The sequence below is a fragment of the Nocardioides ginkgobilobae genome (assembly GCF_054781275.1).
Genome location: NZ_BAAGUS010000004.1, coordinates 27,864 through 49,249, shown reverse-complemented (window position 1 = coordinate 49,249; position 21,386 = coordinate 27,864). Strand labels below are relative to the sequence as shown.

18 protein-coding genes are annotated in these 21,386 nt (G+C 73.4%); 2 read left to right on the top strand and 16 right to left on the bottom strand.

Annotation, left to right across the window (positions count from 1 at the left end; translation table 11 throughout):
* Positions 1–141: 141 nt before the first annotated feature.
* The 6 genes from pgsA to ACYVID_RS05335 all read right to left on the bottom strand — a co-directional run bounded on the left by pgsA (position 142) and on the right by ACYVID_RS05335 (position 5,744).
* On the bottom strand, positions 142–765 hold the full coding sequence (pgsA, locus tag ACYVID_RS05360; RefSeq protein ID WP_460735162.1) for a CDP-diacylglycerol--glycerol-3-phosphate 3-phosphatidyltransferase: 624 nt from the start codon (positions 763–765) through the stop codon (positions 142–144).
* Positions 762–2,183, bottom strand: a complete 1,422-nt coding sequence (rimO, locus tag ACYVID_RS05355; RefSeq protein ID WP_460735488.1) for a 30S ribosomal protein S12 methylthiotransferase RimO — start codon at positions 2,181–2,183, stop codon at positions 762–764. Before rimO ends, pgsA begins: the two co-directional genes overlap by 4 nt.
* 108 nt (positions 2,184–2,291) lie before the next feature.
* Entirely contained in the window at positions 2,292–2,687 is a 396-nt protein-coding gene (locus ACYVID_RS05350; protein WP_460735160.1) for a universal stress protein, read from the bottom strand.
* A complete protein-coding gene (locus ACYVID_RS05345; protein ID WP_460735158.1) occupies positions 2,684–4,246 on the bottom strand; it encodes a tripartite tricarboxylate transporter permease in 1,563 nt (520 codons plus the stop codon). Before ACYVID_RS05345 ends, ACYVID_RS05350 begins: the two co-directional genes overlap by 4 nt.
* Positions 4,246–4,749, bottom strand: a complete 504-nt coding sequence (locus ACYVID_RS05340) for a tripartite tricarboxylate transporter TctB family protein (RefSeq protein ID WP_460735156.1) — start codon at positions 4,747–4,749, stop codon at positions 4,246–4,248. The genes ACYVID_RS05345 and ACYVID_RS05340 overlap by 1 nt, the downstream gene beginning before the upstream one ends.
* Positions 4,746–5,744, bottom strand: a complete 999-nt coding sequence (locus ACYVID_RS05335; protein WP_460735154.1) for a Bug family tripartite tricarboxylate transporter substrate binding protein — start codon at positions 5,742–5,744, stop codon at positions 4,746–4,748. The genes ACYVID_RS05340 and ACYVID_RS05335 overlap by 4 nt, the downstream gene beginning before the upstream one ends.
* A 148-nt stretch (positions 5,745–5,892) precedes the next feature.
* Here ACYVID_RS05335 and ACYVID_RS05330 point away from each other — a divergent pair, with 148 nt between their 5' ends.
* Together ACYVID_RS05330 and ACYVID_RS05325 are read left to right on the top strand one after the other, a co-directional pair.
* Positions 5,893–7,557, top strand: a complete 1,665-nt coding sequence (locus tag ACYVID_RS05330) for a sensor histidine kinase (protein ID WP_460735152.1) — start codon at positions 5,893–5,895, stop codon at positions 7,555–7,557.
* Positions 7,554–8,243 (top strand): response regulator, encoded by a 690-nt coding sequence (locus ACYVID_RS05325; RefSeq protein ID WP_460735150.1) that lies wholly within the window; start codon positions 7,554–7,556, stop codon positions 8,241–8,243. The genes ACYVID_RS05330 and ACYVID_RS05325 overlap by 4 nt, the downstream gene beginning before the upstream one ends.
* A gap of 19 nt (positions 8,244–8,262) precedes the next feature.
* Here ACYVID_RS05325 and ACYVID_RS05320 read toward each other — a convergent pair whose 3' ends face one another.
* From ACYVID_RS05320 to ACYVID_RS05275, 10 genes are all read right to left on the bottom strand, one after another.
* Complete coding sequence (locus ACYVID_RS05320; protein WP_460735148.1) at positions 8,263–10,122, bottom strand: helix-turn-helix domain-containing protein; 1,860 nt, start codon at positions 10,120–10,122, stop codon at positions 8,263–8,265.
* A gap of 14 nt (positions 10,123–10,136) precedes the next feature.
* Positions 10,137–12,785, bottom strand: coding sequence for a DNA translocase FtsK (locus ACYVID_RS05315; RefSeq protein WP_460735146.1), 2,649 nt, complete (start codon positions 12,783–12,785; stop codon positions 10,137–10,139).
* A 79-nt stretch (positions 12,786–12,864) separates the two neighbouring features.
* Positions 12,865–14,643: an ATP-binding protein gene (locus ACYVID_RS05310; RefSeq protein ID WP_460735144.1), complete on the bottom strand. Its 1,779-nt coding sequence runs from the start codon at positions 14,641–14,643 to the stop codon at positions 12,865–12,867.
* 73 nt (positions 14,644–14,716) lie between these two features.
* The gene (locus ACYVID_RS05305; protein WP_460735142.1) at positions 14,717–16,402 is read right to left on the bottom strand and encodes a ribonuclease J; all 1,686 of its coding nucleotides are present in this window, start codon (positions 16,400–16,402) and stop codon (positions 14,717–14,719) included.
* A gap of 44 nt (positions 16,403–16,446) precedes the next feature.
* Entirely contained in the window at positions 16,447–17,346 is a 900-nt protein-coding gene (dapA, locus tag ACYVID_RS05300; RefSeq protein WP_460735140.1) for a 4-hydroxy-tetrahydrodipicolinate synthase, read from the bottom strand.
* Positions 17,347–17,356: 10 nt separating this feature from the next.
* Positions 17,357–18,298 carry an LLM class F420-dependent oxidoreductase gene (locus ACYVID_RS05295; protein WP_460735138.1) on the bottom strand — a complete coding sequence of 314 codons (942 nt, stop codon included), beginning with the start codon at positions 18,296–18,298 and terminating at the stop codon, positions 17,357–17,359.
* Between the two features lie 23 nt (positions 18,299–18,321).
* Positions 18,322–18,807: a dihydrofolate reductase gene (locus tag ACYVID_RS05290; RefSeq protein ID WP_460735136.1), complete on the bottom strand. Its 486-nt coding sequence runs from the start codon at positions 18,805–18,807 to the stop codon at positions 18,322–18,324.
* 10 nt (positions 18,808–18,817) lie between these two features.
* Positions 18,818–19,642 carry a thymidylate synthase gene (locus ACYVID_RS05285; RefSeq protein WP_460735134.1) on the bottom strand — a complete coding sequence of 275 codons (825 nt, stop codon included), beginning with the start codon at positions 19,640–19,642 and terminating at the stop codon, positions 18,818–18,820.
* A 54-nt stretch (positions 19,643–19,696) separates the two neighbouring features.
* On the bottom strand, positions 19,697–20,512 hold the full coding sequence (locus ACYVID_RS05280; RefSeq protein ID WP_460735132.1) for a S1 family peptidase: 816 nt from the start codon (positions 20,510–20,512) through the stop codon (positions 19,697–19,699).
* Between the two features lie 30 nt (positions 20,513–20,542).
* Complete coding sequence (locus ACYVID_RS05275) at positions 20,543–21,379, bottom strand: PhzF family phenazine biosynthesis protein (RefSeq protein WP_460735130.1); 837 nt, start codon at positions 21,377–21,379, stop codon at positions 20,543–20,545.
* Positions 21,380–21,386 lie beyond the last annotated feature (7 nt).

Sequence of the window (21,386 nt, the reverse complement as noted above, 5' to 3'; positions counted from 1 at the left end):
GGTTCGGTCGCCTGGCACGTGAACGTCGGACGACCCCCGCGGGGCACTCCGGGATCCCGTGAAGGGTTGCCAACGCGCGCGCGTCGACCTCGACACGTTTCGCCACTGGCGGCCCCGGGTGGGCCGTGGTGAGGTGGCAGGTCAGCCGCGGAGCTGGTGCCGCTGGCGCCAGACGTCGCGGTAGAACTCCCAGCCCGACCACAGGGTCAGGGCCACGGCCACCACGAGGAGGGCCTGGGAGACGTAGAACAGCACCTCGCCCGGCGTCTGGAGCGCCTGGGGGAGGTCGGGGTCGCGCAGGGGCAGCACGAGACCGGCCAGCGCCACGCCCTGGACGGTCGTCTTGAGCTTGCCGAGGTCCTTGGCGGCGATGACCACCTTGGAGAGGATCGAGAGCCGCAGCAGGGTGACGCTCCACTCCCGCACGAGCACCACGATCGTGACCCACCACCAGATGTCGCCGACGATCGAGAGCCCGATGAAGGCCATGCCGGTGATGGCCTTGTCGGCGATCGGGTCGGCGATCTTGCCGAAGTCGGTGACCAGGTTGCGGGCCCGGGCGATGTCGCCGTCGATCTTGTCGGTGACCATCGCGACCGCGAAGAGCACCCACGCCACGGTCCGCCAGGTGCCGGACTCGCCACCGTCGACCAGCAGGGCCGCGCCGAAGAAGGGCACCAGGACGATGCGCAGCGTGGTCAGGGCGTTGGGGAGGTTCCAGTTGCTGGGCTTCTCCCCCGCCGGGACGGGCGTCGGCTCGCTCATGCGCGCTCCTCCAGGGCTCGGGCCACCAGGTCGATGCCCTCGGACGCGACGATCTCGGCGCGCACCAGGTCGCCCGGGCGGGCGCTCTCCTCCCGGACCTCCAGCCCCGTCAGCAGCGTCGTCCCGTCGACCTCGGGCCCCTGGAACGCCGTCCGTCCGACGACCTCGGGCCCGTCCGGGCCGTCCTCGACGTGCTCGACGAGCACCTCGACGAGCTCGCCGATCCGCTCCTCGGCACGCTCGGACGTGAGCTGCTCGACCAGCGAGGTGACGTGCTCGGCGCGGGCCCGCACCTCGTCCTCGTCCAGCTTGTCCTCGAAGCCGGCGGCCTCGGTGCCGTCCTCGTCGGAGTAGCCGAAGACGCCGGTGACGTCCATCCGGGCGGCGACCAGGAAGTCGCACAGGGTCTGCAGGTCCTCCTCGGTCTCCCCGGGGAAGCCGACGATGACGTTGGAGCGCACTCCCGCCTCGGGGGCGAGTCCGCGCACCTGCTCGAGCAGGCCGAGGAAGGAGTCGGGGTCGCCGAAGCGGCGCATCCGCCGCAGCACGGTGGCGCTGGCGTGCTGGAAGGAGAGGTCGAAGTACGGCGTCACGCCGGGCGTGGTCGCGATCGCCTCGACCAGGCCGGGCCGGGTCTCGGCGGGCTGCAGGTAGGACACGCGCACCCGCTCGACGCCCTCGACCGCCGCCAGCTCGGGCAGCAGCGTCTCCAGCAGCCGCAGGTCGCCGAGGTCCTTGCCGTACGACGTGGAGTTCTCGCTGACCAGGAAGAGCTCCTTCACGCCCTGGCCGGCGAGCCAGCGCGCCTCCTCCAGGACGTCGGTGGGTCGCCGGCTGACGAAGGAGCCCCGGAAGGACGGGATCGCGCAGAAGGAGCAGCGCCGGTCGCACCCGCTGGCCAGCTTGAGCGAGGCGGTCGGCCCGGAGTCCAGGCGCCGGCGCACGGACGCGGGGCCGGAGGCGTGGCCCGGGACGGCCGCGGTGGACAGCGTGCGCTCGACCGGGCTGATCGGCAGCAGCAGCCGCCGGTCGCTGGGCACGTGCGGCTGGTGGGCCTCCCCCGCCAGGATCGAGCGCAGCCGCTCGGCGATGTCGGGGTAGTCGTCGAAGCCCAGCACCGCGTCGGCCTCCGGCAGAGACTCGGCGAGGTCCTTGCCGTAGCGCTCGGCCAGGCAGCCCACGGCGACGACGGCCTGGGCCTTGCCGCCGTGCTCGGTCTTGAGGTCGGCGGCCTCCAGCAGCGCGTCGACGGAGTCCTTCTTGGCGGCCTCGACGAAGCCGCAGGTGTTGACGACGACCGTGTCGGCCTCCTCGGCGTCCTCGACGAGCGTGAAGCCGCCCGCCTCCAGGCGGCCGGCCAGCTCCTCGGAGTCGACGTCGTTGCGTGCGCAGCCGAGGGTCACCATCGCCACCGACAGCCGAGGGTGCCGGGGCGTGGTGGTGTCGGTCGACGCGTCAGTCACAACGCACGAGTATGGCGGCCGGGGCGGCCGGGGTGCGAACCCGCGACCGCCCCGCTCCTCGGCTCAGCGCGCCCCGCGGGCGGCCTTGACCGCCAGGACGGGGCACTCGGCCTCCAGCAGGATCCGCTGCGCGACGCTGCCCATGAGCAGCTTGCCGACCGGCGTGCGCCGTCGCAGGGCCACGACCACGAGGTCCGCGTCCAGCTCCTCGGCGACCGCCACGACTGCGTCGCCGACGTCCGGTGCGACCTCCTGGCGGACCTCGACGGCCAGGCCGGCGTCCTCGACCGTGCGCCGGGCGAGTGCCAGCTCGTCGTCGTCGGCCCAGCGCGGGTCGACGTAGGCGTCGCCGCGGGTGGCGTTGACGAGCACGACGCGCCCGCCGTGCCGCACCGCGGCCTCGACCGCCGCCCGGCCCAGCTCGCCGGGCGTCCAGGCCACCACGACCGTGCCGCTCATCGCAGCGCCTCCTCGTGCTCGCGCACCGGTCCGTCCGGTCGGGTCGGCCCCGACGCGGCCGCGGCCGAGGCCGGCGGGAGCAGGCGTCGCAGCACCGTGGGCACCACGACGACCAGGGCGGTGAGGACGTAGATGACGACCGCCAGCGGCTCGGACCACAGCCCGGCGGCCTCCCCACCGGAGATCGCCATGGCCTCGCGCAGCTTCGTCTCCAGGATCGGGCCCAGGATGACGCCCAGGACCAGCGGCAGGACCGGGATGCCGAAGCGACGCATCGCCAGGCCGAGCAGGCCGAAGACGACCAGCAGCGCGACGTCGAAGGGGTCCTGGTTGGTGGCGTAGGCGCCCAGGCAGGCGAAGAACAGGATGCCGGCGTAGAGCTGGGGCCGCGGGATGCGCAGCAGCCGGGCCCACATCGGCGCCAGCGGCAGGTTCAGCACCAGCAGCAGCGTGTTGCCGATGAGCAGGCTGGCCAGCAGCGTCCAGACCAGGTCGGACTGCTCGGTCATCAGCTGCGGGCCCGGCTGGATGCCGTAGCCCTGCAGCGCGGCGAGCATCACCGAGGCCGTCGCCGTGACCGGGACACCGAGCGCCAGCATCGGCACGAACATGCCCGCCGCCGAGGCGTTGTTGGCGGCCTCCGGGCCGGCGACGCCCTCGATGGCGCCGCGCCCGAACTCGTCCTCGCCCTGTCGCCGCCGTGCCAGCCGCCGCTCGGTGACGTAGGACAGGAACGTCGGGATCTCCGCGCCGCCCGCGGGCACCGCGCCGAAGGGGAAGCCGTACGCCGTGCCGCGCAACCACGGGTTCCACGAGCGCCGCCAGTCCGAGCGCCCCATCCAGGGGCGACCGACGGGGATGACCTGCAGCGGGCGCCGGCGCAGGTGGGCCGCGACCCACAGGGCCTCGCCGAGGGCGAAGATCCCCACGGCCACCACGACGATGTCGATCCGGTCGACCAGCTGCGAGACACCGAAGGAGAGCCGGGGCTGGCCCGTGTTGAGGTCGAGCCCGACCAGGCCGATCGTGAGCCCGAGGAAGAGCGCCACCAGCCCCCGCAACCGGCTGCTGCCCAGGACGGCGGTCGTCATCACCAGCGCCAGCACGATGAGGGCGGTGTACGACGGTGCGCCGATGTCCACAGCGACGCCGGCCAGAGCGGGGGCGAACAGGGCGACGAGCAGCGTGCCGATCGTGCCCGCGATGAAGGAGCCGATGGCGGCGGTGGCCAGCGCCTGGGCGGCGCGCCCGGCCTTGGCCATGGCGTTGCCCTCGAGCGCGGTCATGACCGACGCCGACTCCCCCGGCGTGTTCAGCAGGATCGAGGTCGTGGAGCCGCCGTACATCCCGCCGTAGTAGATGCCCGCGAACATGATGAAGGCCTGCGTGGGCTCCAGGCCGAAGGTCACCGGCAGCAGCAGGGCGACGGCCATGGCCGGACCGATGCCGGGGAGCACCCCGACGAAGGTGCCGAGCAGCACGCCGACCGCGGCGAAGAGGAGGTTCTCGGGCGTGGCGGCGGCCTGGAGGCCACCCCAGAGCAGTCCCAGGTCGCCCATCAGAGGATCCCGTCCAGGACGCCCGGCGCGAGGGGGACGCCCAGTCCGACGACGAAGGCGTACCAGCTACCGACGGCCAGTGCGAGCCCGACGAGGACGTCGCGCACGAGCGTGCGCGAGCCGAGGGACCAGGCGGCCCCGGCGAACAGCCCGGCACCGGTCAGCGCCCACCCCAGCCAGGAGACGGTGAGGACGGTCAGGACCAGCACGCCGACCAGCCGGCCCACGGTCTGCCAGTCCGTGGACTGGTCGAGGTCGACGTCCTCGCCGCCCTCGACCTCCCCGCGGGAGCCGGCCAGCGCGGCGACGCCCAGCGCGAGCCCGAGCAGCAGGCTGCCGGTGCCGACGACGTACGGGAAGGCCTGGGGCCCCACCGGGTCGGCGAAGCCGACCTCGAGCCGGGTGGTGTCCCAGAGGGTCACCACCCCGACCAGGACCAGGAACCCCGCCAGGCCCAGCTGGGCCAGGTCGCGGTCCTCGTGCACGATCTCGCGGGTCGTCACAGCAGACCCACCTCCTCCAGGGTCTGGGCGACGCGGGCGTCCTGCTCCTGCAGGAACTCCCCGAAGTCGTCGCCGGTGATGAAGGCGTCGATCCAGCCGTTGCGGGCCAGCGCCTCCTGCCACTCCTCGCTCGCGTGCATCTCCTCGACGTAGGCGATCAGCTCGGCCTGCCGCTCCTCGGAGATGCCGGGGGGCGCGACCAGGCCGCGCCAGTTGGTGAAGACCAGGTCGATGCCCGACTCCACCAGCGTCGGGACGGTGCCGAGCACGTCCCCGTTCAGCCGCTCCTCGCCGGAGACGGCCAGCGCGCGCAGCTCGCCGGCCTCGATCTGGCCCTCGAACTCCCCCAGCCCGGAGAAGCCCACGTCGATCTTCTCGCCGAGCAGCGCACTCGTGAGCGGGCCGCCGCCGTCGTACGGGACGTAGCGCTCCTGGACCTGCGACGGCTCGATCCCCAGCGCCGCGGCCAGCTGCATCGGGAAGAGGTGGTCCGGCCCACCCGGGCTGGAACCGCCACCGACGACGATGCCGCCAGGATCGGCGCGCCAGGCCTCGACGAAGTCGTCGATGGTGCGGAACGGCGAGTCCGCCGGGACCAGCACCGCCTCCTGGTCCTCGATGAGCTGGGCGATCGGCGTGGCGTCGCTGAGCGAGTACTCCTGGGCGAAGGAGTACGACGAGCCGACGACCCCGAGACCCACGGTCATCAGCAGGTGCTCGTCGCCCTCCTGGCCCATCAGCCGCGACAGCGCGACCGAGCCGCCCGCGCCCAGGATGTTGGTCACCTCGAAGGTCCCCCCGGTGACGTCCTCGGCCTCCATGACGCCCACCGCGGCCCGGCCGGTCTGGTCGTAGCCGCCGCCGGGGCTGTTGGGGATCCACATGGCCAGGTCGCGGTCGTCCTCGCCGCGGGTCACCCCGCAGCCGCTGGCCAGCAGCACCACGACGGCCGCCAACGAGGCGGCGAACCGGGTGCGGGTCAGGTGGGACACCATGACTCCCTCTTCCGACAGACTGGGCACCGGTCGCGAGGGCCGCGAGGCCCACCGCTGCCGGTGGCCGGGTCGACGACACCGGCCCGCCCACTGTGGCCGCCGTCACGTCGCGTCGTCACCGTTGAGGAAGCAAGGGAGGTTGTGGAACTTGTGGTCCCCGCGCCGACCGCGCCTGGCCCCCTCCACGCTGGTCCCCTCCACGCTGCGTCCCTCCACCCTGGCCGGGCAGCTGCTGCTCCTGCAGGTCGCCGTCCTCGTCGTCGTCCTGGCCGTCAGCGCCGTGGTCTCGGTCCGCCAGGCGGTCGCCGACTTCCGCGACACCCGCAGCACCCGCTTGACCGCGGCGGCCGAGGCGCTGGCCGGGATCCCCGCCGTCCAGGACGGGCTCGACGGGACCGTCGACCGCCGGGCGCTGCTGTTCTACGTCCAGCAGCGCAGCGACCAGGTGGGTGCCAGCGCCGTCCACCTGACCAGCCCCGACGGCACGGTGCTCGTCTCGACCGACCCGACCCGCGAGGGCGAGCAGGCCGACCTGGGCGAGGGTGACGCCCTGCGCGGGCGGCGATGGGTCGGCGACGTCCGCGAGCGCGACCGGCCCGCGCTCGCCGCGACCGTCCCCGTGCTGGCCAACAACGCCCCGGACGAGCCGGGGCCGAGGGCGGGCACGGTCGTGGGGGTGGTCAGCGTCGTGGAGGACGTGCCGCCGCTGCGCGAGCGCCTCGGGCGCACCTTCGGCGACCTGGTCCTCTTCCTCGGGATCGGTCTCGCGCTCGGGCTCGCCGGGTCCCTGCTCCTCTCGCGCCTGATCCGCCGGCGGACGCGAGGCCTGGAACCGGCCGAGATCGCGGCACTGGCCGACCAGCGGGAGGCGCTGCTGACCTCGATCCGCGAGGGACTGGTGGCGCTCGGCCCCGACGACGAGGTGGTCCTGGTCAACGACAGCGCCGTGCGGCTCCTCGGGCTCCCGCAAGGAGCCACCGGGCGCTCGGTCCGCGACCTCGACCTCCCGGACCGGGTGGTCGACCTGCTCGCGGGGCCGGGTGACGTGCTCGACGAGCCGGTCGTGGTCGACGGTCGCCTGCTGGTCCTCAACCGGGCGCACGTCCGGCAGCAGGGGCGCGACGCCGGCACCGTCACCACGGTGCGCGACCGCACCGAGCTGAGCGCCCTCCAGAGCCGGCTGTCGGCCCGCGAGAGCGTGACCGAGACCCTGCGGGCCCAGACCCACGAGTTCGCCAACCAGCTGCACACGATCTCCGGCCTGCTGCAGCTGGGTGAGCCCGAGGAGGCCGCGAGCCTCATCGGCACCCTGACCCGCAGGCAGGCCGAGATCTCCGACGCCGTCCGCTCCCGCGTCGCCGACCCGGCCGTCGCGGCACTCCTCGTGGCGAAGGTCAGCCTGGCCTCGGAGCGCCGCGTCTCCCTGGCCCTGGACCCGGGCTCCGCGCTGCCCCGGCTCCACCCCGGGCTGTCCGCGGACGTCCTGACCGTGCTCGGGAACCTGGTCGACAACGCCGTGGAGTCGAGCGCGGACCAGGTGGTCGTGCGGCTCACGGTCGAGGAGCCGGCCGGCGGGCCCTCCGTCGTGGTCGTCCAGGTCGCCGACACCGGCCCCGGCGTGCCGCCCGAGCACGTGCCCGACCTCTTCCGCCGCGGCTACTCCACCAAGCCCGCCGACGCGAGCGGGCGCGGCGTGGGGCTCGCGCTGGTGCAGCTGGTGTGCGAGCGTCGCGGGGGCTCGGTGTCGGTCCACAATGACGCGGGCGCCGTCTTCACCGCGCGCCTGGTCGACACGTGGGAGGAGCAGGCATGAGCGCCACCGGCGCCAACGGCGGACCGCTCCTGCGGGTCCTCGTCGTCGACGACGACTTCATGGTCGCCTCCATCCACACCCGCTTCGTCGACCGGGTCGAGGGGTTCGAGGTCGTCGGTGTCGCGGCCACCGCGAGTGCCGCGCGCGAGGAGGTCGCCCGGTTGCGTCCGGACCTGGTCCTGCTCGACGTGCACCTCCCCGACGCCAGCGGGATCGACCTGCTGCGGTCCTGGCGCGCCGCAGGCGAGGACGTCGGGGTGCTGGTCGTGACCGCCGCCCGGGAGGCCGACACCGTCCGGGCCGCCGCGGCCGCGGGGGCCGCGCACTACCTCGTCAAGCCCTTCGAGTTCGCCGACCTCGAGAGCCGGTTGCAGCTGTTCCGACGCACCCACGGCGCGCTGGGCGCCGTCACGACGGCCGACCAGGAGGTCATCGACAGCGTCTTCGCGCCGGTCGGCACCGGGCGCACCGCGCTGCCCAAGGGGTTGAGCGTCGAGACCGCGGCCGCGGTGCTCCGGGCCCTGAGGGAGTCGGAGCTCTCGGCCACCGAGTGCGCCGACGCGGTCGGCGTCTCCCGGGTCAGCGCCCGCCGCTACCTCGAGCACTTCGCGGCGACCGGTCAGGCGGTCGTCCGGCTGCAGTACGGCGGAGCGGGCCGGCCCGAACGTCGGTACCGGCCCGCGTGAGCCCTGCTCGGGGCCCGTCCTACTCGCTGACGAAGGTGTCCTGCGCCGCCCGCCCCGTGGCACCGAGGGCGCCGTGGTCGGTGTCGCCCACCTGCACCTCGAGGGAGCCGTCGGAGGACTGCACCCGCACCGGCTGGGAGACCTTGTCCAGGACCTTGACCTCGCCGAACGCGAGCGTGCCCTTGTAGACCAGCTCGTTGGCGCCGTCGCGGACCCACACCTCGGCCCCGCCCCCGGCTGCGGTGAGCACCACGGGGACCTTCGCCCCGCCGGTGGAGCCGCTGGTGGTGGTCAGGCTGGGCACCGGGTCGCGGAGCTGGACGGGGCTGTCGGTGACCAGGCGGGCCACCGACCAGGCCAGCACCAGCGCCATGACGGCGGCCACCAGCACCGACCAGTTCGGGCCGCCGCGGGTGCCGCGCAGGGCACCGCCCTGGCCGAGCTCGGCCTCGAAGACCCGGCGCGGGCTGACCGGCGCGTCGGCGTATCGCTCGTCGTAGGAGGCGACCAGCGGGGCGGCGTCGATGCCGAGGACCCGCGCCAGGGTGCGCAGGTGGCCGCGGGCGTAGAAGTCGCCGCCGCAGGGGGCGAAGTCGTCGACCTCGACGGCCTCGATGACGTGCGGGCGGATGCGGGTGCGGTCGGCCAGCTGGTCCACGCTCAGGCCGAGCCGGGTGCGGGCGGCGGCCAGCTCGGGCCCGATGACCGGGTCCGGGGCGGGCTCCTCGGCCTCCTCGAAGACGATCGGGTCGACGACCTGGCCCTCGCGCGCGATCGGGCGCACCCGCTCGCCCCAGACCTCGGTGTCCTCGACCAGGTCGACGCTGCCCGGGCGGCGCAGCTCGCGGGCCTCGGGCAGGCGGACGGCGGTCGCGTCGGTCTCCTGCTCCCCCGCGTCCAGGCGCAGGGCGGTGGCGCCGATGACGACGTCGCTGCGGATCTCCGCGCGGACGGCGGTGACCGGCTCGCGCAGGGCCGACGGGGTCGCGCTGGCCACGACGGTGGACGCGGTGGGCACCGGCCCGGCCGCGGACGCGGTCGCACCGGTCGCACCGGTCGCGCCGGAGCCGCCGGCACCGCGCTCGGGCAGGAACCGCGCCACGCTGTCGATGGCGTGCGCCAGCATCGGGCGCAGCCCGGCGGCCAGGCGCTCGGGCGCACGGGTGCGCGGCTCGTCCTGCATCACGGCCTCGGTTGAGCGGCTGGACCCGCCAGTGCCCCGGTCGTCGCCGTCCCGGTCGTCCCCGTCGCCGTCCCGGTCCTCGTCCCGGTCCTCGTCCCGGTCCGCGTCGGCGTGCTCCTCGACGACGTCGACGCGGACGTCGTGGGGCGCAGCGTCCTCGAGCCACTCCTCGTCGGCGACGTAGGTATAGCCGTCGATCTCGGCGACCTCGCAGCGCCCGGCCGCGAGCCGGTCCAGCGCGTCGACCAGGTCGCCGTCCTCGAGCCCGGTCACCCGGGTCGAGAGCGACAGCGGGACGCGCAGCGGCTCCTCGCCGCTCAGCACGTCGACGGAGCCGTCGCGCAGCACGCGGCGGCGCGGCAGCACCTCGACGGCGTCGATCTCGGTCCACGGCAGCCCGCGCCACTCCTTGCCGCGGCGCAGCCGCACGCCGAGCTCGTCGGCGACGAAGAGCGGGGCCCGCGCGTCGAGCACCCCGACCGCGTGCACGGCTGCGATGCCGAGCAGCACCACCGCGAGGACGCCGTCCAGCGCGGTGCCGCCGCCGAGCAGGCGCACGACGTACGCCGCTCCCACGAGGCCCGCGAGCACGCCGGTGCTCGCGGTGAGCAGCGTGTTGCGGTGCACCTCCACGGGCACCGGCCCTGCAGTCGCGTCCGACCCGTCCTGCCCGTCGATCATGTCCGTCCCGGGCACCTGCTCCTGAGCGTTCACATCTCCCCCTGCAGCACAGCGATGAGTCCATCGACCTCGTCGGGCTTGATCAGCACGTCGCGTGCCTTGGAGCCCTCACTGGGACCGACGACGCCTCGGGACTCCAGGATGTCCATGAGGCGTCCGGCCTTGGCGAAGCCCACGCGCAGCTTGCGTTGGAGCATCGAGGTGGAGCCGAACTGGGTCGACACGACCAGCTCCACGGCCTGGATGACCAGGTCGAGGTCGTCGCCGATGTCGTCGTCGAGCACCTTGTTGGAGGCCGCGGGCGCCGTGACGTCCTCGCGGTACGACGGCTCCAGCTGCCCCTTGCAGTGCTTGACGACCTGCGCGATCTCGGCCTCGGTGACCCAGGCGCCCTGCACGCGGATCGGCTTGGAGGCCCCCATCGGCAGGAAGAGCCCGTCACCCTGGCCGACCAGCTTCTCGGCTCCGGGCTGGTCCAGGATGACGCGGCTGTCGGTGACCGAGGAGGTCGCGAACGCCAGCCGCGAGGGCACGTTGGCCTTGATCAGGCCGGTGACCACGTCGACCGAGGGCCGCTGGGTGGCCAGCACCAGGTGGATCCCGGCCGCGCGGGCCAGCTGGGTGATCCGCACGACCGCGTCCTCGACGTCGCGCGGGGCGACCATCATCAGGTCCGCGAGCTCGTCGACGATGACCAGGAGGTAGGGGTAGGGCTGCAGCTCCCGCTCGGAGCCCAGCGGCAACTCGACCTTGCCCGCCCGCACGGCCTTGTTGAAGTCGTCGATGTGGCGGAACCCGAAGTTGGCCAGGTCGTCGTAGCGCAGGTCCATCTCGCGCACGACCCAGGCCAGCGCCTCGGCGGCCTTCTTGGGGTTGGTGATGATCGGGGTGATCAGGTGCGGCACGCCCTCGTAGGCGTTCAGCTCCACCCGCTTGGGGTCGACCATGATCATCCGGACCTCGTCGGGCGTGGCCCGCATGAGCACCGAGGTGATCATCGAGTTGATGAACGAGGACTTGCCCGAGCCGGTGGCGCCGGCCACCAGCAGGTGCGGCATCTTCGCCAGGTTGGCGACCACGAAGCCGCCCTCCACGTCCTTGCCTAGGCCGGCCACCATCGGGTGGTGGTCGGCGCGGGCACGGCCCGAGCGGAGGACGTCACCGAGGGAGACGATCTCCTTGTCGACGTTGGGGATCTCCACACCGACCGCGGACTTGCCGGGGATCGGGCTGAGGATCCGCACGTCGGCGCTGGCCACCGCGTAGGCGATGTTGCGCTGGATGTTGGTGATCTTCTCGACCTTCACGCCCGGGCCGAGCTCGACCTCGTAGCGGGTGACGGTCGGGCCCCGGGTGTAGCCGGTGACCTGGGCGTCGATCGAGAACTCCTCGAGCACCTGGGTCAGCCGCTCCACGACGTCGTCGCTGGCCTTGGACCGCGCCTTGTGCGGCGAGCCCTCCTTGAGGACCTCGTTGCCGGGCAGGGAGTAGGTGATGTCGCCGGACAGCGCGAGCTGCTCGACGCGCGGCGGCAGCGGCGTGTGCGGGGGAGGCTCCAGGTCGCTCTTCTCCTCCGTGCCCGCACCAGGGGCGGGCACGGCGGCCATCGCCTCGGTCGGCACGTCCTCGAAGATCGCCAGGCCGGCATTGCTCTCGTCGCTGACCTCCGAGGACTGCTCGAGCGCGACGTCGAGGGCGTCCTTGACCCGGCGCTTGCGGGTGCGCGAGGCGGTCTCCTCGACCAGGGGCGTGTCGTACGCCGGGTAGCCCTCCGGGTCCACGTCGAGGTCCTTGCGGCTGCCACGGCTGCCGGCGTCCTCCTCGTGGTGGCGGCCCAGCGCCCGGTCCCGCAGCGCGGCGAGCCGGTCGGGGACCTGGTAGACCGGCGTCGCGGTGATGACCAGCACCCCGAAGACGCCCAGGAGCAGCAGCAGCGGCACGACGAGGTACGACGTGCGCAGCAGGTCGAGCAGCAGCGAGCTGACGACGTACCCCACCGCTCCCCCGCCCTCCTGCAGCGGGGTGGCGTCCCCGGCGATCGGCTGGGGGCTGCCGTTGGCGACGTGCACGATGCCGAGCAGGCCGAAGGACAGGGCGGTCCAGCCGATGACCTGGCGTCCGGCGGGGCCGTGGCCGACCGGGTCGCGCATCGTGCGCCACCCCGCCCAGACCAGGGCCATCGGGACGAACCAGCCGATCTTGCCGACCGTGCCGGCGACCGCGACCCGCACCGGGTCGGTGACCGGGCTCTGCACCTGGAACCACACGGCAGCGGCCGAGACCAGCGCCAGCGCCACCAGCGCCAGGCCGGCCCCGTCGCGGCGGTGCTCGGGGTCCAGGTCGCGGGCGCCGCGACCGATCCCGCGGGCCACCGCGCCGATGCCGTGGGCGATCGCGAGCCAGAAGGCGACGACCCCGCGCAGCAGCGCGCCCAGCGCCAGCGCGACCGGGTTCGGCCCGCTGCGCACCGAGCGCGGGGCCGGACGCGCGCTCGAACCCTTGCGCGGCGCGGGCTTGCGCGCCGGGGGCCGCTTCGCTGCGGTCTTGGTGGTCGACGTCCTGGTGGACGTACTCCGTGGTCGGGTGCCCGTGCTCGATCCGGAACTGCTGCGGTTGCTGCCGCGGGTGGACGTGCTCGTGCTCCGCGACCCCGGCGGGGAAGACGTACGGGTCGCCATGGTCACGACCCTAGGTGACCGCCACACAGGTCACAGGGATTGACTCGTGTCCCACCCTCATCTTTTTGTTGAGGGTTGCTCAGGGAGCCTCGACCGGGACCACGAGGGTGAAGGTGCTCCCGCGGCCCAGCTCGGACTCCACGCGGACGTCGCCCCCGTGCAGCCGGGCGATCCGACGCGCGATCGCCAGCCCCAGGCCGGTGCCCGGGATGCTCAGGGCGTCGAGGTTGCTCGAGCGGTGGAAGGCGTCGAAGAGGTGGGCCTGGTCGGTGGCGGAGATCCCGATGCCGGTGTCAGTGACCGCGACGGTGGCCATGGCCCCGTGGCTGTCCACGACGACCTCGACCCGACCACCGGGGCGGGTGTACTTCACGGCGTTGCCACAGATGTTGTCGACCACCCGGCCCAGCTCCTCGCGGTCCCCCTCGACCACGACCGGGCCCTCGGCGCGTAGCGAGACCTCGAGGCCGCCCGCACGAGCCTGCATCGACAGCAGGTCGATACTGGCCCTGGCCAGCTCCACGAGGTCGACCGGACCCCGGACGATCTCGGGTCGCTCCTGCACGCGGGAGTAGCTCAGCAGCTCGGTGATGAGCCGGTCCAGCCTCCTGGCGCTGCGCATGATCGCGTCGGTGGACGCACCGCCCGTGCCGTCGTCCTGGAGCATCTCGGCGTGCCCGATGATCGTGGTCAGCGGGGTCTTGAGCTCGTGGCTGATGGTGGCGATCAGCTCGCCCTTGTAGCGGTCGAGCTGCTGCAGCTCGGCCAGCAGCCGGCGCTCCCGTTCCCGCACGCGGGCGTCCTGGAGGAGCCGGCCGAGCTCGCGGCCGACCGTCTGCACGGCGGCCACCTCCGCCTCGGAGAAGGCCGGGTCGCCGGCGCTGCGGGAGAGCCCGAGGTAGCCCAGGACCGCCCGTCCCATGACCAGCGGCGAGACCAGCCCCTCCTCCCAGCCGCGGCCGTCGAACATGACGCGCAACCGCTCGGCGGTGCGCCCCAGCAGCTGCCAGTCGTCGTGGTCGCGGCGCAGCCGCACTGGCCGCTCCCCCTCGCGGTCGACCAGGTCCGCGAGGTCGGCGAGCAGGTCGACCACCCAGTCGCCCCCGCGCGCGTCCCCGGGGTGGCCGACCGCCAGCTCGGAGCGGTCGCCGGACTCGTCGAAGCAGCGCAGCGTCACCTGGGTGACGCCCAGCCCGTCGTGCAAGGTGGCGGCGGCAGCGGCGAGGACCTCCTGCAGGTCGCGCTCGCCACCCAGCGCCGAGACCGCCTGCACGACCCCGCCGAGCCGCACCCGGTCGGCGAGCTCCTCGCGCTGCTGGGCGTTGGCGATGGCCAGTCCGGCCTGCACGACGAACATCTCCAGCAGCTCGCGCTGCGGGGCCGACGGCACCCGGCCCTCCGGCGGCAGGTCGACCGACATGTTGCCCAGCACCCGCCCGCTCGCGCTGAGCAGCGGGGCGTAGAGGGTGTCCATCGGGTGCCAGGCGTCCGGGTCGTCGACCGGCTCGTAGTCGGGCCGCCAGGCGTAGGTGGTGGTCTCGGGGTCGAGCCGGTGGTGCGGGACGTAGCGGAGGATCCCCCACTCGTCGGCGTGGGCGTACTCGTCGAAGACCTCCGCCATCGGCGTCCGGTAGCCCAGGATCGCCTCGCGCACGTCCTCGGGCCCGGCCACGGCCGTCATCACCAGCGTGTCCCCCTCGAGCACCGAGATCGCCGCCACGCCGTAGCCCAGCCCCTCCACGACGCCGTGGACGGCCTCGTGCAGGACCTCCGAGAGCTCGTGCTGGGAGTTGACCCGACGCATGAGCTCGTAGAGTCGCCGGATCCCGTCCGGGGACGCGGCGGTCGGGGTCGTCATGGGAACGGTCATACCCACTCAGGCTTGGTCTACCGGTCCTCGCCACGCGTGGGGGGGACCGGCGGAGCCGGCCTCAGGCCTCGATCACCACCGGGATGATCATCGGACGGCGACGGTGGGTGTTGGAGACCCAGCGACCGATGACGCGGCGCACGGTCTGCTGCAGCTGGTGGGCGTCGGTGGTGCCGTCGGCGACCGCACGGTTGAGCGCGTCGATGATCGCGGGCTTGACGTCCTCGAAGACCGAGTCGTCCTCGGCGAAGCCGCGCGCGTGGATCTCGGGCCCGCCGGCGACCTTGCCGCTGACCGAGTCCACGACCACGATCACCGAGATGAAGCCCTCCTCGCCGAGGATGCGGCGGTCCTTGAGGTCGGACTCGGTGATGTCGCCGACCGAGGAGCCGTCGACGAAGACGTAGCCGCACTCGACCTTGCCGGCCACCGACGCGACGCCGTCGACCAGGTCGACCACGACGCCGTCCTCGGCGATGACGACGTTCTCGACGCCGGTCGCGCGGGCGAGCGCGGCGTTGGCCTGCATGTGCCGGATCTCGCCGTGCACCGGCAGCACGTTGCGCGGCTTGACGATGTTGTAGCAGTAGAGCAGCTCACCGGCGCTGGCGTGGCCCGAGACGTGCACCATCGCGTTGCCCTTGTGCACCACGCGCGCGCCCCACCGGGCCAGGCCGTTGATCACGCGGTAGACCGCGTTCTCGTTGCCGGGGATGAGCGAGGAGGCCAGCAGGACGGTGTCGCCCTCCTCGATGTGCACGAAGTTGTGGTTGCGCTGGGCGATCCGCGACAAAGCCGACATCGGCTCGCCCTGCGAGCCGGTGGAGATCAGCACCTGGTGCTGCGGCGGCAGGTCCGCGAGCTCCTTGGCGTCCACGATCGTGCCGGGCGGGACCGTGAGGTAGCCCAGGTCCTTGGCGATGCCCATGTTGCGCACCATCGAGCGGCCGACGAAGGCGACCTGGCGCTCGTGGGCGTACGCCGCGTCAAGCACCTGCTGGACACGGTGCACGTGCGAGGCGAAGCAGGCCACGATGATCCGCTGGCTGGACTCGCGGAAGACCTGGTCGATGACCGGGGTGATCGCCTTCTCGGTCGGGGTGAAGCCCGGCGTCTCGGCGTTGGTGGAGTCGGTGAGGAAGAGGTCCACGCCCTCCTCCCCCAGCCGCGCGAAGGCCCGCAGGTCGGTGATCCGACCGTCCAGCGGCAGCTGGTCCATCTTGAAGTCGCCGGTGTGCAGCACCATGCCGGCCGGCGTGCGGATCGCCACCGCGAGCGCGTCCGGGATCGAGTGGTTGACCGCCACGAACTCCAGCTCGAAGGGACCGAACGAGACCCGGTCGCCCTCCTTGACCACGTGGTGCACGGTCTCGCGCAGGCGGTGCTCGCGCAGCTTCGAGCCGAGCAGTGCGAGGGTCAGCTCGGAGCCGACGAGCGGGATGTCCCCGCGCTCGCGCAGGAGGTACGGCGTCGCGCCGATGTGGTCCTCGTGGCCGTGGGTCAGCACGAGCGCCTCGACGGTGTCGAGCCGGTCGCGGATGGAGGACCAGTCCGGGAGGATCAGGTCGACCCCGGGCTGGTGGTCCTCGGGGAAGAGCACGCCGCAGTCGACGATGAGCAGCCGACCGTCGTACTCGAAGGCGGTCATGTTGCGACCCACCTCGCCGAGCCCGCCGAACGGGGTGACCCGCAGGCCTCCCTCGGCCAGCGGAGCAGGTGCGGTGAGCTCGGGGTGCGGGTGCGACATGAGGTCCTTGCTGTCGGGTGCGTGGTGGTGGGGCCCGGGTGGGCTCAGAGCAGGCCGGCGGCGTCGAGGCCGGCGCGCAGGGCGGCCAGCTCCTCGTCGTCGAGCTGCACCAGGGGGGAGCGGACCCGACGGTTGTCGAGCACGCCGAGCAGCTCCAGGGCTGCCTTCGCGGTGGTGGCGCCGTAGTTGGCGGGGCCCATGACGGCCTCGAAGGCCGGCAGCAGCCGCTGGTAGGTCGCCAGGGCGGCCGCATGGTCGCCGCCCAGGAAGTCACCGATCATCGAGGCGATCTCGGAGCCGGCCGCGTGCCCGACGACCGAGACCAGCCCGCAGGCGCCGTGGGCCAGGAAGCCCAGGGTGTTGACGTCGTCGCCGGAGTAGACCGCGTAGCCCATCTGCGCGAGCCTCGCGGCCCGCGGCATGTCGCCGACGGCGTCCTTGACCGCGACCACCGGCTCCCAGGCCAGCGCCTGCTCGTAGGTCTCCAGGCCGATGGTCGACCCGGTGCGCCCGGGCACGTCGTAGAGCATCACCGGCAGCTCGGCGGCCTCCACGACCTGGCGGAAGTGCTCGAGCATGCCGCGCTGGCCGGGCTTGTTGTAGTACGGCGAGACGAGCAGGACCCCGGTCGCGCCGCGCTCCCGCGCCTGCCGCGCGAGCACCAGGGAGGTGCGGGTGTCGTTGGTGCCGACCCCCGCGACGACCGGGACGTCGGGCCCGACCGCGTCGCGCACCGCGGCGAGGGTCTCCCCGTCCTCCTCGGTGGTGGTGGTCGGGGACTCCCCCGTGGTGCCGGAGACGACCAGGCCGTCGTGGCCGTGGGCGAGCAGGTGCTTGGCCACGCGCTGGACCCCGTCGAGGTCGACCGCGCCGTCCTCGCGGAACGGCGTGGCCATCGCGGTGAGCATCCGCCCGAAGGGCGCGGCTGGGACGGAGGCGGTCATGCGGCCAAGGTTATGGGATCTGCGGGACGACCTGCTCGGCGACCAGCCGCAGGTGGTCCAGGTCGCCCAGGTCGAGGGTCTGGAGGTACAGCCGCTCCTGCCCCGACGCGGCGTAGCGACCGATCTTCTCGACGACCTCAGGCACCAGACCGGCCAGGCCGTTCTCGCGCAGCTCCTCGACCTCGCGGCCGATCGCGGCGGCGCGTCGGGCCAGCTCCTCCTCGGTCTCCCCGACGCACAGCACCAGCGCGGAGGACATCCGGATCGAGCCCGGGTCCCGGTCGATGGCCTCGCAGGCGCGGCGCACCCGGTCCAGCTGCTCGAGCCCCTCCTCGAAGGGCGCGAACGGGAGGTTGAACTCGTCGGCGTACGCCGCGGCGAGGGCGGGCGTGCGGCGCTTGCCCATGCCGCCGACGAGGATCGGCGGACCGCCACGCAGGCCGTCGCGCTGCACCGGCTTGGGCAGCCCGGGCGAGTCGGTGACCGAGTGGTGGCCGCCCTCGAACGTGAACCCTGCCTCGGGGTCGGCGGTCCACAGCCCCGTGATGATGGCGAGCTGCTCCTCGAGCCGGTCGAAGCGCTCCTTGGTGTCGGGGAAGGGGATGGCGTACTTCTGGTGCTCCTGGAGGAACCAGCCCGCGCCGATGCCGAGCTCGACCCGGCCGCCGGACATGTCGTCGACGTTCGCGACCGAGATCGCCAGCGGGCCCGGGTGCCGGAAGGTCGCGCTGGTCATCATCGTGCCGAGCCGCACGGTGCTGGTCTCGCGCGCCAGCCCGGCCAGCGTGATCCAGGCGTCGCTGGGCCCGGGCAGGCCGGGGGTGCCCATGCCGAGGTAGTGGTCGGAGCGGAAGAACGCCCCGAACCCCAGCCGCTCGGTCTCCTGGGCGACCCTGAGCAGGTCGGCGTACGTCGCGCCCTGCTGGGGCTCGGTGAAGATGCGCAGCTCCATGCGCCCGACCCTAGGGCCGCTGCTCAACGCCGACGCAGCCACACCCGGTCGAAGCCGTCGAGCTCGTCGCGCCGGGTCTCGGTCCAGGCGTGCCGGTCGAACGCGGGGTAGTGCACGTCCCCCTCGGGCTCGAGCGGGATCTCGCTGATCACCTGCTCGGTGGCCAGCGGCATCGCGGCGGCGTACACGCTCGCTCCCCCGGCGACGACGATCTCGCCGGGCAGCCGGGTCGCCTGCAGCAGCGCGTCGTCGAGCGAGTGCGCGACGTGGACGCCCCCCACGTCACCGGCGGACCAGTGGGGGTCGCGGGTCAGGACCACGGTCTCGCGCCCGGGCAGCGGACGGCCGATCGACTCGTAGGTCGTGCGGCCCATGACCAAGGTGTGGCCCATCGTGAGGTGCTTGAACGCCGCCTGCTCCCCCGGCACCTTCCAGGGGATGTCGGGGCCGTTGCCGATGACGCCGTTGCGGGCGACCGCGGCGACCAGGACGATCCGCCGGCTGCTCACGGTGCCGCCCTCATACCGAGATCGGCGCCTTGATCGCGGGGTGCGGGTCGTAGCCGGCCACCTCGATGTGCTCGAGCTCGAAGGCGTCGATCTCGGTCACCGTCGGGTCGAGCACCAGCGTCGGCAGCGGTCGCGGCTCGCGCGTGAGCTGCAGCCGCGCCTGCTCGAGGTGGTTGAGGTAGAGGTGCGCGTCGCCGAGGGTGTGCACGAAGTCGCCGACCCGCAGCCCGGTCACCTGGGCGACCATGTGGGTCAGCAGGGCGTAGGAGGCGATGTTGAACGGCACGCCCAGGAAGACGTCGGCCGAGCGCTGGTAGAGCTGGCAGGAGAGCCGGTCGGGGCCGCCGTCGGCGTCGGGCGCGACGTAGAACTGGAAGAGCGCGTGGCAGGGCGCGAGCGCCATGTCGGGGATGTCGGCGACGTTCCACGCCGAGACGACGTGGCGGCGCGAGGACGGGTCGCGGCGCAGGGCCTCCACGACCTGGGCCAGCTGGTCGACGTGGCGGCCGTCGGGGGTCGGCCACGAGCGCCACTGGGCGCCGTAGACCGGTCCGAGCTCGCCGTCCTCGTCGGCCCACTCGTCCCAGATCGAGATGCCGCGCTCCTGGAGCCACCGCACGTTGGTGTCGCCTCGCAGGAACCACAGCAGCTCGCCGAACACCGAGCGGGTGTGGACCTTCTTGGTCGTCACCAGCGGGAAGCCGCCGCCCCGCGCCGGGTCCAGGACGTAGCGCGTCTGGTGGCCGAAGACCGAGAGCGTCCCGGTGCCCGTGCGGTCGGTGCGCTCGACGCCCTCGTCGAGGATCCGGCGGAGGAGGTCGAGGTAGGCCTGCACGGGGCAGACGCTACCCCGCGGCGGAGGACGCCGGGCGCAGTCCCGTCGGGCGGGTCAGGCGGCCCGCATCGTGGCGCGGATCCAGCTGAGGATCGTGGGGCTGTTGATCTCGGCGTACACACCCGGGAAGAGCGGGAGGGCGCAGCCCAGGCCGTAGGAGACGGCGCCGAGCTGGACCACGCGGCCGTCGGCGCGGGTGCCGAAGATCGGACCGCCGGAGTCGCCCTGGCAGGAGTCGCCACCCAGCTCGGCGGCGCAGAACTCGGTGGCCTCGGTGAACCCGAGGACCACGGTGTTGGTCACGCACTCCAGGTCGCTGGTGACCCGCACGTCGAGGGTCTTGAGCCGGTCCTGCACCGAGCCCGCCTGGTAGACCTCGTGGCCCCACCCGGCGACGGTCAGCGTGCTGCCCGGGGCCTCGAGGGCGTCGTCGGCGGCCGTCGGCAGCGCGATCCGGGGGGCCTTGATCTTCTTCGTGGTGCGCCATAGCGCGACGTCGCTGGAACCCGTGTCGGCGTAGTCGGGGTGGACCTCCATCCGGGCGATGCGCAGCACCTGGCCGCCGCCGGAGGTCAGGTCGGTGCGCCCGACGACCGCCTGGACGTCACCGGGCTCGAAGATCGTGCAGTGGGCTGCGGTGAGGATCCACCGCTTGCCGACGACCGAGCCACCGCAGAAGTGGCCGTCGCTGCCCCGCGAGCCCGCGGTCTGCAGGGAGACCATGAAGGGGTGCTGGCCGTCACGGGCCTGGCTGCCGCCCACGATCGCGGTCGCGGGCGCGGTGGCGCCGACCAGGGCGAGCGGGAGCGCCAGGCCGAGTGCGGCCAGGGCGGCGAGGATCAGGCGTCGGGTCCGCTGACGGGTGTCCATGGTGTGACCAACGGTCCCACCCCGTCCAAGTCACGGTCCCAGCCGCAGCGATCCCGCGGTGGTGGTCACGGTGGCGCCTCCGACGAGGACCGCGCCGTCGCGCTCCTCGACGTGCACGCGGCCCCGGCGGCGCAGCGCGGCGCCCTGCGCGGCGACGTACGGCGTCGTCAACCGTCCCGTGGCGGTGAGCCACTGCGCGAGGCCTGCCTGGAGGCTCCCGGTGACCGGGTCCTCGGTGATCCCGAGCCCCGGGCAGAACGCGCGCACCTCCAGCTGGACGTCGCTGCCCTCCGGGTGCAGGCCGGCCACCCCGATGTCGAGGCCGTCGAAGGCGGCCCAGTCGGGATGCAGCGCGGTCACCGCGGAGGCGTCCGGGAGCAGGACCCCGACCCAGCCGGGTCCGTTGTCGACCCAGGCCGCGTCGACGACGTCGCCGACGTTCAGGCGCAGCGCCGCGGCGATCCGCACGAGGTCGTCGGGGTCGACCGGTCCCGAGCGGCGCAGCGGCGGCGCCTCGAAGGAGAGCCGCTCCCCGGTGTGCACCCGGACCAGGCCCGCCGCGCACTCCTGCACCACCACGCCGTCCCGCCGCGGCGTGCCGCCGGCCTCGAGCCAGGCGTGCGCCGACCCGAGGGTCGGGTGCCCGGCGAAGGGCAGCTCCTCGCCCGGGGTGAAGATGCGCAGCCGGTAGTCGGCCGCCGGGTCGGTCGGCGCGAGGAGGAAGGTGGTCTCCGAGAGGTTGGTCCACCGCGCGAAGGCGGCCATCTGCTCGTCGTCGAGGCCGTCGGCGTCGTGCACCACCGCGACCGGGTTGCCGGTCAGGGGGCCGGAGCCGAAGACGTCCACGCAGCGGTAGGGGTGCTCCACTGTGCCC

Excerpts from the sequence above, each read along its gene's own strand:
- pgsA (WP_460735162.1), bottom strand. The coding sequence starts at position 765 with ATGAGCGAGCCGACGCCCGTCCCGGCGGGGGAGAAGCCCAGCAACTGG.
- ACYVID_RS05350 (WP_460735160.1), bottom strand. The coding sequence starts at position 2,687 with ATGAGCGGCACGGTCGTGGTGGCCTGGACGCCCGGCGAGCTGGGCCGG.
- ACYVID_RS05345 (WP_460735158.1), bottom strand. The coding sequence starts at position 4,246 with ATGGGCGACCTGGGACTGCTCTGGGGTGGCCTCCAGGCCGCCGCCACG.
- ACYVID_RS05335 (WP_460735154.1), bottom strand. The coding sequence starts at position 5,744 with ATGGTGTCCCACCTGACCCGCACCCGGTTCGCCGCCTCGTTGGCGGCC.
- ACYVID_RS05325 (WP_460735150.1), top strand. The coding sequence starts at position 7,554 with ATGAGCGCCACCGGCGCCAACGGCGGACCGCTCCTGCGGGTCCTCGTC.
- ACYVID_RS05315 (WP_460735146.1), bottom strand. The coding sequence starts at position 12,785 with ATGGCGACCCGTACGTCTTCCCCGCCGGGGTCGCGGAGCACGAGCACG.
- ACYVID_RS05310 (WP_460735144.1), bottom strand. The coding sequence starts at position 14,643 with ATGACGACCCCGACCGCCGCGTCCCCGGACGGGATCCGGCGACTCTAC.
- ACYVID_RS05305 (WP_460735142.1), bottom strand. The coding sequence starts at position 16,402 with ATGTCGCACCCGCACCCCGAGCTCACCGCACCTGCTCCGCTGGCCGAG.
- dapA (WP_460735140.1), bottom strand. The coding sequence starts at position 17,346 with ATGACCGCCTCCGTCCCAGCCGCGCCCTTCGGGCGGATGCTCACCGCG.
- ACYVID_RS05295 (WP_460735138.1), bottom strand. The coding sequence starts at position 18,298 with ATGGAGCTGCGCATCTTCACCGAGCCCCAGCAGGGCGCGACGTACGCC.
- ACYVID_RS05280 (WP_460735132.1), bottom strand. The coding sequence starts at position 20,512 with ATGGACACCCGTCAGCGGACCCGACGCCTGATCCTCGCCGCCCTGGCC.